Here is a 13,825-nt window from a genome sequence, read left to right on the forward strand (position 1 = left end):
ATAACCAGTATTTGACTCGCTTGCGCCATGACCAACCCCCTCGACGACCCGCTCTATTACCTGCACAACTTCCGCCAGGTCCTGCAATGGCTGGGGCAGCGCTATGCCGATCTGCTGGATCCTGACGAACAGCATTTCATTCAGCAATTCGACAGCTTGCCGCAGCCGTCCCAGGCGTTGTTAGTGCGCATGGTAATGCGCAAGGGCGTGCACTTTCGCGCGGGGAAACTCAGCTATCAGGAGGTCGGTTGTACCCACGCGGCTGCAACGCCATTGCGGCAATTGGGTTGGGTTGATGATCAATGCCTGTTGGCCTTTGAAGAGGTGTTCGCCTTGCTGCAAAAAGGCGAAATCCTCAGCACGTTCAAGCCGTGGATCGACCAACCCAAAGGCAAGAAGGCCGACTGGCTTGAGGGCCTGGCGGCGCAGTTCAGCGAAACCCGCAGCTTTGTCCAGTGGTGCCCGCAGCTTGCCGAACGGCTGTACAGCCTCACCGTGATGGACCTGTGTGACCGGCTGCGGTTGATGTTCTTCGGCAATCTGCACCAGGACTGGTCGGAATTCGTGCTGGCGGACCTCGGTATCTACACCTACGAAAAAGTGGCGTTCTGCGCTGAATCCCGGGGTTTGCGCAGCCGTGACGACGTGCACGGCGTGCTGTTCCTGCACCAATGCCAGCACGCGTTTGAAACCGGCACCGCGCTGCACGACGTGCTGGCGCAGGTGGCCACGCTGACGACCGACAACCCCTGGCTGGAAAAACGCCGGGCCAAGCTGCTGTTCCAGATGGGGCAGTATTGTGAGCGCAGCGCCGAGTTGGCCTTGGCCGAGCAAATCTACCGTGCCTGCGCCTACCCCGGCGCCCGTGCGCGATTGATCCGCGTGCTGGAGCGCCAGGAGGACTACGCCCAGGCCTTGGTTCTGGCGAGTACCGCGCAACAGGCGCCGGAAAGTGCCGCCGAACAGCAACACCTGCTGCGCGTCATGCCGCGCCTGCGTCGCAAGCTGGGTGAGCCCAAGCTGCCCAGGCTCAGACCACGGGAAGTCATGCGCCTGGACCTGGAACTGGCACTGCCGGAACCCTTGATGTCGGTGGAGTACTGCGTCCAGGCTCATTTGAGCGCGCCCGATGCGCCGGTGCATTACGTGGAAAACGGCCTGATCAATTCGCTGTTCGGGTTGCTGTGCTGGGACGCGATCTTCGCACCGCTGCCGGGAGCGTTTTTCCACCCGTTCCAGCGTGGCCCGGCCGACTTGCACAGCGAAGACTTCCACCAGCGCCGCGCGCCATTGTTCGCCGCGTGTTTCGAGCAACTGCAGGATGATCGGTACAAGGCCCTCATTCGCCAGCGCTACGCCGCCAAGTGGGGCATTCAATCGCCCTTCGTATTCTGGAATCTGCTCAGTGAAGACCTGTTAGAGCAGGCCCTGGAATGCTTGCCCGCCGAACACCTGCGCTACTGGTTTGAACGCCTGCTCCTGGACATCCGAGCCAATCGCGCGGGCATGCCGGACCTGATCCAGTTCTGGCCTGCGCAAAAGTCCTACCGCATGATCGAGGTCAAAGGTCCGGGCGACCGTCTGCAGGACAACCAACTGCGCTGGCTGGAGTTCTGTGGCGAGAACCAGATGCCGGTCACCGTCTGCTACGTGCGCTGGGCGGAGCAACCGGCTTGAGCTACAACGTGGCCGTGCGCGCATTGTGTGAGTTCACGGCCAAGGTCGGCGACCTGGACCTGCGCTTTACCCCGTCGCCCAGCGCCCAGGAAGGTATCGTGGGCCACCGCACAGTCGCGTCGCGACGCAGTGCGCACTACCAAAACGAAGTAGCACTGGAAGGCGAGTACCAACAACTCAAGGTACGGGGCAGGGCAGATGGCTACGACCCCGATGCCAATCGCCTGGAAGAAGTCAAAACCTACCGCGGCGACCTTGATGCCCAGCCCGCCAACCACCGGCAATTGCACTGGGCCCAGGTCAAGGTGTACGGCTGGCTGATGTGCCAGAAGCTAGGGTTGACGGAAATCGACCTGGCGCTGGTGTACTTCGATATCGTTGGCGAGGGCGAGACCCTGCTCAATCAACGCTTCCACGCGCCTGATCTGGAGAGGTTCTTCAACCAGCAATGCACGCTGTTCCTCGGCTGGGCTCAACAGGAAATGCAGCACCGCGAAGCGCGTAACACCGCCGCGCAAGCCTTGAGTTTCCCCCATGCTGACTTTCGCCCCGGCCAACGCAAATTAGCGGAGACGGTATACAAAGCCGCCAGCACCGGACGCTGCCTGATGGCCCAGGCGCCCACTGGCATCGGCAAGACCATCGGCACGATCTTCCCGCTGCTCAAGGCCTTTGCGCCGCAGCAACTGGACAAGGTGTACTTCCTCACCGCCAAGACCCCGGGCCGCAAACTTGCCCTCGACGCATCGCAGGTGCTGTTCACCAGCAGCCCCGGCTTGCAACTGCGTGTGCTCGAATTGGTGGCGCGGGACAAAGCCTGCGAACACCTGGACAAAGCCTGCCATGGCGACTCATGCCCCTTGGCCAAGGGGTTCTACGACCGTTTGCCCGCCGCGCGCATTGCCGCCTCCAAGGTAAGCCTGCTCGACCAGCGCAACCTGCGCGCGGTCGCCCTGGCCCATGACGTATGCCCTTATTACCTCAGCCAGGAAATGGCACGCTGGGCCGACTTGATCGTCGCCGACTACAACTACTATTTCGACTTCGGCGCCATGCTCTTCGGCCTGGCCCAACTCAACCAATGGCGCGTCGCGGTGCTGGTGGACGAAGCCCATAACCTGGTAGAACGCGCACGCTCCATGTACAGCGCAAGCCTCGACCAGTACAGCCTCAAGGGCCTGCGCGACACAGCGCCCGAGCCCCTGAAGAAACCCTTGCAGCGCCTCAATCGCGAATGGAATGCCCTTCACAAAGACCAGCTCGCGCCGTACCAGGCCTACGCTGCGCGCCCGGAAAAGCTGCTCCAGGCCTTGAGCCTGTGCACCAGCGCCCTGGGCGATTACTTCAACGACCACCCCGAAGCCCTCAGCGGTGACCTGCAAGCTTTCTACTTTGAAGCGCTGCAATTTGCCAAAGTCGCCGAGCTGTTCAATGAACACTTCATCTTCGACATCCACAAACGTCAGCTCGGCGGCAAACGCAGCAGTTCCACCCTGTGCCTGCGCAACGTGGTGCCCGCCGAATTCATCCGCCCCCGGCTCACCGCCGCCCGCAGCAGCGTGCTGTTTTCGGCCACCCTTAGCCCTCGGCACTATTACGCCGACCTGCTCGGCCTGCCGACGGACACTGCCTGGATCGATGTGGAATCACCGTTCAAGGCCGAGCAATTGCAGGTGCGGATTATCGATGAAATTTCCACCCGCTACGTGCATCGCGAGGCCTCGCTGGCCCCCATTGTCGAGCTGATAGCCCGCCAGTTCGGGCAGCAACCGGGTAACTACCTGGCGTTTTTTTCAAGCTTCGATTACCTGCAGCAGGTGGCTCAACTGCTCGCCGAACGACACCCGTACATCACCCTGTGGCAGCAATCGCGGGGCATGGCCGAAACCGAGCGTCAGGCGTTTCTCGACCAGTTCACCGAACACAGCCAGGGTATTGGCTTTGCCGTACTCGGTGGTGCTTTCGGAGAAGGCATCGACTTACCCGGTGCACGTTTGATCGGCGCGTTTATCGCCACCCTGGGGCTGCCGCAACTCAACCCGGTGAACGAGCAGATGAAGCTGCGGATGGCCGCGATTTTTGGCGCGGGGTACGACTACACGTACCTGTATCCCGGTATTCAAAAGGTGGTGCAGGCGGCGGGCAGGGTGATCCGCAGCCAGCACGATCGGGGAGTGGTGATGTTGATGGATGATCGGTTTGGGGAAGGGCGGGTGCGTCAGTTGTTGCCGAAATGGTGGGTAGTCGGCTGATGGTTAGACCCGGCGTATGGTTGGCGCCAAGCATAGTAAGAGCGCTCACAACTACGTGCTCATTCAGAATTAACAGGTGCTGATAGCGAGCGCACTGTTCAATCATCGGGTCATTACCACCCGTCGCCACCTGTTAGTTCTGACAGTAGGCAACCCAGGGTTTGAAGCGTTTGATGCAGGTAAGCCTCCCTCACGGCGCCCTGCGAGTACTTTTGCCATGACCCGGAAAAAAAAACCTAAAGCCCTCTTACCCCCCATTGAAGTGTCGCTTTTGGAGTCTCCCTTCGAAGGCGATCCTGACGGCGCCCACGGTGGTATCGGCCTTCGGCATACGGAGGGTGATTTCGTTGTTTACCTCAGAAACCCCAAAGACGGTGTCAACCCCGGTAGCGTTGCGTATCTCTATTGGGGCAACCGCAATGTTCCCGTAGCGTCTACCCAGATTCGCGAGGGTGAGGAACACCTGGACCGTATCCCTTTGACGGTCCCTCTGCACAAAGTCGTCCAATATTGGGCCAACCCGGTATTCGGCAAATTAAGACGTGCCAGTGGCAATGAGTCGTTTACCGAAGAGCCCAAGTACCGGGTTAGCCTGACGCGTCCTGGGGACCGTGACCCCAATAGCATATTGCCCGGCCACCAGGGGCTGGTGTATGTGGTTCCACCCTCCATATTGTTGAATGGCGTCAGCGAAGTCGATGCATTGGCAGGGGTCAATATCATCATCCGCCATTGGATTCACATGCATGCCTACGACCTGATCATTCTGGTCTGGGGGTCTCAGCGGGTACTCCATCGTGTGCAGCCTAACGAAGTAGGCCGTGATATTACGTTGACCGTTGACTACGCCACTATCAGTGCCGCAGGCAACAGCCGGGACACAAGAGTGGGTTATCAGGTCCGCGACGCCGGGGGTAACCAGCCGGATGAATGGGCACGTTGGTCGGCGACAACGCTGATTGATGTGCACCTGAATCAGATCCGCCCGGAAGCGCCGTGGCTGGCATTTCCAGGCACCGGCACCGACACGGAGATTGACCTGGCCGAACTGGGCAGTTTGGATGCACAAATCCAAGCGTGGATCACCAGCGCAGAGGTCGTCGCCTATTCAATACTGACGCTGATCTGGGCGGGTGTGGACCGCGAAGGGAACTCAATTCCTTATACAGAAACCAGGTCGCTGAATTCGGCAGGGCTCTACACATTCAATGTGCCTAATGCGCTGGTGGCTGCCATCGCCGACGGCTCCGTCAGCGTGCATATCGTGTTTCAACAAGGGACGATTGAGCAGCCCTCTCAAAAGCTTTACCTGGATGTGGTCGGCGAAATCGTCAGATGGCCGGCGCCGCAGATCAAGGAGGACCTGGGCGGCCACATCGAGCCTGATTTCGCTGCAACCGTGTATTTCCCCTTGCAAGCCACTTGGCCGGCAAACGGCTATCTGGAAGTGATTTTCCGGGTCAGCAGCCCCGATATCACCATCGAGCATCGGGTAGGTCGCGAAGTCGACGATATTCCAGCCAATCCCGACGGGGACATGGAGTTCATCGTATACCCTGACGAGCTTTCGCGTTTTGACGGACACCTGGTGGAAGTGTTCTACGCCCACACACGTCCTGGCAGTCGGCCGCAGGAATCCTTGCGGTTGCAAGTTGTTGTGGGCCAGCTTCAACGCACGATGCCTGCACCTATCATTGAGAAGGCGATCAGTGGTCAGTTGAATCCGGATGATATTGGCGCCTATGCCAAAGTGTTTGCACCATTTGCAGAAACAAAACGCGATGACTGGATCAGGATGCACTGGGTCGGGCCGAAGGCGCGTATCGAGGTGCCGGTGCAGGTGCCCGTAGACGGTGCCACCACCGAGCATTACATCGAAAGCTACTACGTCACCAGCAACCTGAATGAAACGGTGACGGTGTTCTACACGCTCAAGCGCGGCGATGAAATTCCGCGTTACTCACAAATTACCGAGGTCCTGGTGAGCCAGGGTGTGGGCGAGCTGCCGTCGCCGACCTTGCTGGAAGCACAGGTGACCGGCCCAGGGACCGCTACGCTGGAACCGCTCAAGGTACAGAACGGCACGAAACTGGTGGTGACCTATCTTGGCATGCGGGGTACCGACTCCATCCAGGTCACCATGATCGGTGCAGGCAATGCTGGCTCGCCGACCATTCCGGCCAAACCCGGTAATGAAGCGCTGCAGAAGGTGGAGTTCGATATCACCAAAGCGGCGATTCACGCCAACATTCGTAACCAGGACACCACCGTGGCATTCCAATACGGGGTGACGCGCGCAGGTGCAACGGTTCATTCAGACATATTGACGGTAACGGTCAAGGCGATACCCCTCGCCGAGTTGGTAAAGACAGTTCTGCAAATCAACCAGGCCAATAATGCTACCAAGGTACTGGACTTGAGCAGCTTTTCTGGAGACGCCAGAGGCACGGTCGGCATCTGGCCATTTATTACGGCATCTTACCCTGTGTGGTTGAGGTTGCTGGGCAAAACAGCCAGCAACGTTGACCATGATCGCTTGGTGTACAACGGGGCCGGGGCTTCGGCGGTTAACTCGACCTGGATCGCTAATGGGAAAGTGGAACCCAATTTACCGCGGTCCTACCTGCAAGGGTTGGGTCATGGCACTGTGCTTAAGATGGAGTTCAAAGCGGCGGTGAGTAGCAGTAAGGTCGAAGCTGAGGCCCTGACTTTTCCGATAATGGAGTACCGGGTCAACACCTTGCCAGCCGAATTTCCTGTCCCAAAATTAACCCAGGCAACCGGTACGGGGGCGGTGTTGACCCTGGCGCCCTTGAATGCACAAAGTGGCGGCACAGTCTCGGTGGAATACACGCCGATGTACACGACCGACAGCATCAAGGTCACGATGGTGGGGGCTGCCGGTGCGGGTTCGCCAGTTATTGCAGCCAAGCCCGGGTTGACCAGTGGCGTGGTGACATTTGCTATTCCTGCAACTGCAATTGCCGCGAACATTGGCAATACCAATAAGACGTTCACGCTTAAATATGATGTGACGCGTGCTGGAGTGGTGCGTTCATCGCAGGTGGTGACAGTGACGGTGACGCCGATACCCGCAAGCGAGTTGATAAAGACGATCAACCAAATCAACGAGGCTAATCAAACCACGCGGGTATTGGACTTAGCTGCCGTGACCAATGGCGGAAAACTAAAGACCGGTACATGGCCGTTTATTGCTGTTGGTCACCGAGTTTGGTTGGAGCTTTCTGGAAAAAAACCAGACAACACAACGAGCAACCATACCCATTTTGTCGGGAGCGTTTCTTCCGTCAATTCGACCTGGATCACAAATGGTTTTTACGAGAAAACAGTGATTGCCTCATATCTTCTGGGATTAGGCCACAACAGCCAACTGGCCTTGCAATTCAAAGCTACGTTCAGTTCGAGTACCGTCGAAGCCAATGCGATTGTATTCCCTGTGGTGACGTACACGATCTCCAGTCTTCCGGCCGAATTCCCGCCGCCCAAATTGACCCAGGCAACCGGTACGGGGGCGGCGGTGACCCTCGCGCCCTTGAGCGCACAAAATGGCGGTACAGTTTCGGTGGAGTACATGCCGATGTATACCACCGACAGCATCAAGGTCACGATGGTGGGGACTGCCGGTGCGGGTTCGCCAGTTATTGCAGCCAAGCCCGGATTGACCAGTGGCGTGGTGACATTTGCTATTCCTGTAACTGCGATTGCCGCGAACATTGGCAATATCAATAAGATGTTCACGCTTAAATATGAAGTGACGCGTGCGGGAGTCGTGCGTTCATCGCAGGTGGTAACGGTGACGGTGACGCCGATTCCTCAAGCCGAGTTGGCAAAAACCGTGATCCAAATGATTGAGGCGAACCAAACTACCAAGGTATTGGATCTATCGAGCGGTACGGCTAATAGGACGCTCCGGGTCGGCAACTGGCCCTTCATTGCGACTAGTTCTCCGGTTTGGATTGAGTTCAGAGGTTTCAAGAATGGAGGCGCGGCGCACAACCGCACTCACTGGAATGGTGGTGCTTCAAATGTCAATGCTACTTGGTTCAGCCAGGGGTGGTGGCAAAGTGGAATAACCTATGCGTCGTACTTGAAAGAGTTAGGGCACAACACGAAACTGACATTGGACTTCAAAGCCGCTTTAGGTCCTGGCATAGCGGAGGCTGACGCCATTATCGTTCCGCAGGTGGAGTACACCATAAGAAAAGTGGAGGTGATCATTGATCGCACTCACTTCGACGATCGTCGTGATAATGGATGGGTAGCTTCGGGGAGTACATTAATAACTCATGGTTTTGGACAAGGTGTTGGGGAGGGTTATTCTAAATTCCTTCAGTGCAGGAGTGGTAATTCATCTACCTTAGAGAAAGTGTATCCAAGCACTTCTTTTGTACCAGGGCGAAACTATAAGATTAGTATTGATATAAGAAATTCTAGAGGATATATGCAGCGTTTTCAAATCGCCGTTTATCATGCAAATGGTCAGAAGACATGGGATACCTTTTCTTCTGGGGGAGGCTGGGCTAATTTTACGCTGCCATTTCCATCAGTTAGCTCAGGCTCAGTTCGCATTGCCATTCATCTTTTAGGCAATTTAGATGACACACATTTCATTGATAATATTACGATCGTGCAAGTTTGAAGGAGACTCGTAAAAACGGGAGCGTATAGAAATACGCTCCTTTTTTATATCCGCCTTCCTACTTTAGTCTCTGTGTTGTGATGCGCTCTGTGCTGATTTCTAAATTTTTTGTAAGAGAAAAGGAAGCGTTCACAGGCTCTATTCAGCTTTTTTTGATCGGGCATACCGCCTTATTGGGCAAGCCTGTAAATACAAAAATAACCGGGCGTGTCACACCACCTCCAAATAAGAACTATGAACCGCCCCCGCCAACTCCCTCACCGTCTCAATAAACTCCGTCAGCCGACTATGCAGCCCATCCTCCAGAATCTCATCAATCCCCGTATACCTCAGCCGCGCTTCAAACTCAGCGGCCAGGCGTTGCGCCGTACGCCCATAACTACCGGGCAAGTCCGCGAGGATATGACTCAACTCCTCGATACACGCATGCAGTGAACGCGGTACATCACTGCGCAACAGCAGTAACTCCGACACCGACCGAGCATTCAGCGCATTCGGGTACAGCTCGGTGTACGCCTCGAATGACGACAATGCGCGGAGCAGGGCGCTCCACTGGTAATAGCCGCGTGCCGAGAGGTCGCTGACTTCTTCGGACTCTTCGCCGAACATTTCGTAGCGCGCATCCAGCAGGCGCAGGGTGTTGTCCGCACGTTCGATGAAGGTGCCGAGTCGGATGAACCGATAGGCGTCGTTGCGCATGATGGTGCCGGAGGTCGCGCCGCGGAACAGGTGCGAACGCTGCTTGACCCAGTCACAGAAGTGGCTGATGCCGTGCCGCGCGAGGCCGCCGGCGGCGATGCTGCGCATTTCCAGCCAGGTGGCGTTGAGGTTTTCCCACATGTCGGCGGTGATGCGTCCGCGCACGGCGTGGGCGTTGCCCCGTGCGGCGCGCAGGCAGTTGTAGATACTGGCGGGGTTTTCTTCGTCGAGGGCGAAGAAGTGCAGCATGCGCTCGGCGTCCAGTTGCTTATGGCGCTCCAGATAACTCTCCAGCGTGCCGCTGCTGAGCAGCGACATGGCCAGTTCGTCTAGGCCATCGCTGCGTCCGGCCTGGGGCATCAACGACAGCGAATAACTCACTTCCAGCATGCGCGCCAGGTTCTCGGCGCGCTCCAGGTAGCGGGACATCCAGTACAGATCTGCGGCGGTTCTACTCAACATGATTCAGCCCTCCACCACCCAGGTGTCCTTGGTTCCGCCGCCTTGCGACGAGTTGACGATCAACGAGCCTTCACGCAGTGCCACCCGCGTGAGGCCACCGGGCACCAGGCGGGTTTCCTTGCCCGAGAGCACGAACGGCCGCAGATCGATATGCCGGGGCGCAATGCCGTTTTCGACAAAGGTCGGGCAGGTGGACAGGCTCAGGGTCGGTTGGGCGATGTAGGCGTGAGGCCGCGCTTTGATGCGTTGACGGAAGTCCTCGATCTCGGCGGCAGTAGACGCGGGGCCGACCAGCATGCCGTAGCCGCCGGAGCCCTGGGTTTCCTTGACCACCAGTTCCGGCAGGTGGGCCAGCACGTGGGACAACTCATCGGGTTTGCGGCACTGGAAGGTCGGTACGTTCTGCAGGATCGGTTCCTCGTCCAGGTAGAAACGGATCATTTCCGGCACGTACGGGTAGATCGACTTATCGTCCGCCACGCCGGTGCCGATGGCGTTGGCCAGCACCACGTTGCCGGCGCAATAGGCGGCCACCAGGCCGGGCACGCCGAGCATCGAGTCTGGATTGAAGGCCTGTGGATCGAGGAAGGCGTCGTCAATGCGCCGGTAGATCACGTCCACGGCTTTCGGGCCGTCGGTGGTGCGCATGAACACCTTGAGGTCGTGCACGAACAGGTCGGCGCCTTCCACCAGTTCCACGCCCATTTCCCGGGCGAGGAAGGCATGTTCGAAAAATGCGCTGTTGAAGCGGCCGGGGGTCAGCACCACCACGTTGGGGTTGTCCAGGCGGCTTGAGCTTTTGAGGGTTTTGAGCAACAGGTTGGGGTAGTGGTCCACCGGTGCGATTCGCTGCTTGGCGAACACCTCGGGGAACAGGCGCATCATCATCTTGCGGTCTTCGAGCATGTAGCTCACGCCGCTGGGGGTACGCAAGTTGTCTTCGAGCACGTAGTAAGTGCCGTCGCCGTCGCGCACCAGGTCGACGCCGGAAATATGCGAGTAAATATCGCGGTGCAGGTCCAGCCCAACCATGGCCTTCTGATAACCCTCGTTGCCCAGCACCTGGTCGGCGGGAATGATCCCGGCCTTGATGATGCGTTGGTCGTGGTAGATATCGGCGAGGAACATGTTCAGCGCATTGACCCGCTGGATACAGCCGCGTTCGATCACGCTCCACTCACTGGCGGGGATGCTGCGGGGGATGATGTCGAAGGGAATCAGGCGCTCGGTGTCCTGCTCGTCACCATAGAGGGTAAAGGTGATCCCGGCGCGGTGAAACAGCAGGTCGGCTTCGCGGCGACGCTGGGCCAGCAGTTCCGGCGGCGTGTTGGCCAGCCAGCGGGAGAAATCCTGATAGTGCGCACGGCATACGCCATTTGCGTCATTCATTTCGTCAAAGAAAGATAGAGCCATTCCAGTACCTTGTCAGTGCCCAGGGTTGCGTGGGGGTGGCACTGCCGCTTCAAAAAACGCATGTTTTTATGAGCCTGTGGCGCAGAGTGCCAGCAGGCCTGGTCCTTACTTTCTTATGGGGTCGGCTCTGGGTCGGGCGGTAACGATTGCTCCTGTATCCGGGCAGATGAATGGGTTAAGCAATGCGTGTGCCGGAATGCCCTTGAGGTGACTGGGTTTGCTGTGGCGAGCGGGCAAACCTGCTCGCCACAGCCCGCCTAAACGCCATAAAGCCTGCTGGCCGAGTCAGCCCCTCCCAGCAGCGAGCCCTTCCTGACGTAGCCCATTCACCATAAAGAGGCAATGCGCGCCCTGGTGTGGTGCATGAACAAACTTGAACTTCATTCGCGCCCGGTTCTTCTAACGAAACTCGAATCCTTGTGGAGCACGCCCGTGCCCAGAATCATTTCACCCGACACACCCGAATCGAGCCTGGACGATCACAGCGAGCACACCGCCAAGATTTTCGGCTCGCCCAAGGACCGCCTGGACTTTTACCGTCGAGAAATTCAGTACGAAACCTCAATCCTGGCCAACCGTACCGACGCCTATCTTACAGCGCAGTCGTTTCTGGTGATTGCCTTTGTCTCCGGCATGGGCAACCTCAACCCCGAGTGGGGCAAGTTGTTTACCCTGGTGGTGCCGGTTTTCCTCGCTGCGCTCGGGATTCTCAGTTCCTTGAACGCCTGGCCGGGCATCCGCGCTGCGTATGACATCATCGATCACTGGCACTTCAAGCAAAGTGAGTTGCTGCGCAGCGAACCGATAATGGGCATGGCCTATGACGAATCACCGCTGTTTTCCGAGATGGAGTCTTCCCATAAGGGCTACCGCAAGTCGCTGCTGTTCTCCATGCGCGCTCCGTGGCTGTTCATGGTGTTCTGGTTGCTGCTGGGCATCTATGCGTTTTATATCCAGGTCGACAATCCGATCCGCTAGGCAATTGGACGGAACTTCAACGCGCAGCGCGGCGCCTTAACCTTACAGATCCCAGTGAGAGGTGACCCATGAGCACATCCAACGATCCACAAGTCAGTAACCGTAACGATCCGGCGATTGACCGCGGCGAACCGGCCCCCGGCACCAGCGCTGACGCCCCCAAGGATCCCAAGGCCAAGAGCGATCCCAAGGCGAAGGACAACGACTACAGCCCTGATTTCAAGCCCGAGCGCGAGCCCAAGCCTCAAACGGATGCAGATATCGACACCCAAGGCGGTTAGAGGAGAAGGTCATGTCTAAAGAACTCGACGAAGAACTTAACGACCCAGGCAATGAAGATCCCGGGTCACTGATGGATGATGCCGAAGTCCCGCTTAATGATCTGGATGAAGCAGCCGATCTGGGCAACACCGAAGATCAGGACTGAGCCCGTTACTTAAGACGCTCCAGCAATAGCCGCTCCAGCGTTACCACCGGCAACGGCCGGCTGAACAGATACCCTTGAATCTGATCACAGCCGGCCTCCTTCAAAAACGCCAGTTGCGCCTGGGTTTCCACGCCCTCGGCCACTACGCGCAATTTCAGACTGTGCGCCAGTTCAATGATGGTGCGGGTGATCGCCGCATCCTGCGGGTTGGTAGTGACCTCGCGGATGAACGCGATGTCGATTTTCAGCGTATCGATGGGAAACCTGCGCAGGTACGCCAGGCTTGAATAGCCGGTGCCGAAGTCATCAATGGAGATCTTCACGCCCATGGCGCGCAAGCGTTGCAGGCTGGCGATGGTGTGCTGGGTGTTTTCCATCAGCGAGCCTTCGGTCAGTTCCACTTCCAGCCAGTGCGCCTCAACCCCGGTGCTCTCCAGGCTATGGGCGATATCGGCAATCAGGTCGCCCTCGATTAACTGATGGCCGGACACGTTGACCGACACTTCTACCGCGCCGATGTCACTGCGTTGCCACTCGGCAATCTGCTGGCACACCTGCTCGATCACCCAACGACCCACCGGTACGATCAGGCCCAGGCTTTCCAGGATCGGCACGAAGACCGCCGGGGACACCGCGCCATAATCGGGCCGGTCCCAGCGAAGCAAGGCTTCCAGTGCGCAGATATTGCCGTTGGCCAACTCGACCTTGGGCTGGTAGTGCAGGGCGAATTCGCCCCGCTCAATGGCCTCACGCAAGGCCTTCTCCATGTCTACGCGGACCAGATCATGCACATTGCCCTGGGTGGTATGCACGGTGTGCTGGTGCAACCGTTGCTCCAACTGCTCGCTGCGTTGTTTGAACTGGTCACCATGGGCTTTGAGCCGCAGCAGGTTGCGCACCCGCAGCCAGAGTTCCAAGTGCTCCACCGGCTTGCTGAGGAACTCTTCGGCACCGGTTTCCAAACCGCTGACCCGAGCGCTGATGTCGCTCAAGGCCGAAAGCATGATGATCGGGATGTTCGCCGTGGCCGGGTTGCCCTTGAGCTGGGTGGCCACTTCATAGCCGTCCATGCCCGGCATCATGATGTCCAACAGGATCAGATCCGGTGGTTGCTGCGCCACCAACTGCAACGCTTCTTCACCGCTGCAGGCGCTCAGGGTCAGGTAGCCCTCGTGTTGCAGCAGGGTTTCCAATAGCTTGCGAACCTGGGGTTCGTCGTCAACGATCAACAGCGTTGCGGGTGAGCTGGCCATGGAG

9 protein-coding genes are annotated in these 13,825 nt (G+C 58.1%); 6 read left to right on the forward strand and 3 right to left on the reverse strand.

All coding sequences use genetic code 11. The features are described from left to right. The first annotated feature begins 27 nt into the window (after positions 1-27). From LRO94_RS14475 to LRO94_RS14485, 3 genes are all read left to right on the forward strand, one after another. On the forward strand, positions 28-1,677 hold the full coding sequence (locus LRO94_RS14475; RefSeq protein ID WP_179178991.1) for a VRR-NUC domain-containing protein: 1,650 nt from the start codon (positions 28-30) through the stop codon (positions 1,675-1,677). Next, positions 1,674-3,929 (forward strand): ATP-dependent DNA helicase, encoded by a 2,256-nt coding sequence (locus LRO94_RS14480; RefSeq protein WP_179178990.1) that lies wholly within the window; start codon positions 1,674-1,676, stop codon positions 3,927-3,929. Before LRO94_RS14475 ends, LRO94_RS14480 begins: the two co-directional genes overlap by 4 nt. Before the next feature lie 217 nt (positions 3,930-4,146). After that, entirely contained in the window at positions 4,147-8,589 is a 4,443-nt protein-coding gene (locus LRO94_RS14485; RefSeq protein WP_233896795.1) for a carbohydrate binding domain-containing protein, read from the forward strand. Positions 8,590-8,799: 210 nt separating this feature from the next. Here the strand turns inward: LRO94_RS14485 and LRO94_RS14490 are convergent, their stop codons facing one another. Beyond that, entirely contained in the window at positions 8,800-9,750 is a 951-nt protein-coding gene (locus LRO94_RS14490) for an alpha-E domain-containing protein (protein WP_032887395.1), read from the reverse strand. A 3-nt stretch (positions 9,751-9,753) separates the two neighbouring features. After that, positions 9,754-11,163 carry a circularly permuted type 2 ATP-grasp protein gene (locus LRO94_RS14495; protein WP_032887392.1) on the reverse strand — a complete coding sequence of 470 codons (1,410 nt, stop codon included), beginning with the start codon at positions 11,161-11,163 and terminating at the stop codon, positions 9,754-9,756. Between the two features lie 432 nt (positions 11,164-11,595). Here LRO94_RS14495 and LRO94_RS14500 point away from each other — a divergent pair, with 432 nt between their 5' ends. From LRO94_RS14500 to LRO94_RS27875, 3 genes are all read left to right on the forward strand, one after another. Further along, positions 11,596-12,141 (forward strand): hypothetical protein, encoded by a 546-nt coding sequence (locus LRO94_RS14500; protein WP_032887390.1) that lies wholly within the window; start codon positions 11,596-11,598, stop codon positions 12,139-12,141. Between the two features lie 68 nt (positions 12,142-12,209). After that, positions 12,210-12,422 carry a hypothetical protein gene (locus LRO94_RS14505; protein ID WP_179178988.1) on the forward strand — a complete coding sequence of 71 codons (213 nt, stop codon included), beginning with the start codon at positions 12,210-12,212 and terminating at the stop codon, positions 12,420-12,422. A gap of 11 nt (positions 12,423-12,433) precedes the next feature. Continuing rightward, entirely contained in the window at positions 12,434-12,568 is a 135-nt protein-coding gene (locus tag LRO94_RS27875; protein WP_256583459.1) for a hypothetical protein, read from the forward strand. Positions 12,569-12,573: 5 nt separating this feature from the next. On the opposite strand, the gene LRO94_RS14510 is transcribed toward LRO94_RS27875, so the two are convergent. Further along, entirely contained in the window at positions 12,574-13,821 is a 1,248-nt protein-coding gene (locus LRO94_RS14510) for an EAL domain-containing response regulator (protein ID WP_032887387.1), read from the reverse strand. Positions 13,822-13,825 lie beyond the last annotated feature (4 nt).

The organism is Pseudomonas sivasensis, from assembly GCF_021391435.1.
GTDB classification, from domain to species: domain Bacteria; phylum Pseudomonadota; class Gammaproteobacteria; order Pseudomonadales; family Pseudomonadaceae; genus Aquipseudomonas; species Aquipseudomonas sivasensis.

Excerpts from the sequence above, each read along its gene's own strand:
- LRO94_RS14475 (WP_179178991.1), top strand. The coding sequence starts at position 28 with ATGACCAACCCCCTCGACGACCCGCTCTATTACCTGCACAACTTCCGC.
- LRO94_RS14505 (WP_179178988.1), top strand. The coding sequence starts at position 12,210 with ATGAGCACATCCAACGATCCACAAGTCAGTAACCGTAACGATCCGGCG.
- LRO94_RS14510 (WP_032887387.1), bottom strand. The coding sequence starts at position 13,821 with ATGGCCAGCTCACCCGCAACGCTGTTGATCGTTGACGACGAACCCCAG.
- LRO94_RS14485 (WP_233896795.1), top strand. The coding sequence starts at position 4,147 with ATGACCCGGAAAAAAAAACCTAAAGCCCTCTTACCCCCCATTGAAGTG.
- LRO94_RS27875 (WP_256583459.1), top strand. The coding sequence starts at position 12,434 with ATGTCTAAAGAACTCGACGAAGAACTTAACGACCCAGGCAATGAAGAT.
- LRO94_RS14490 (WP_032887395.1), bottom strand. The coding sequence starts at position 9,750 with ATGTTGAGTAGAACCGCCGCAGATCTGTACTGGATGTCCCGCTACCTG.
- LRO94_RS14495 (WP_032887392.1), bottom strand. The coding sequence starts at position 11,163 with ATGGCTCTATCTTTCTTTGACGAAATGAATGACGCAAATGGCGTATGC.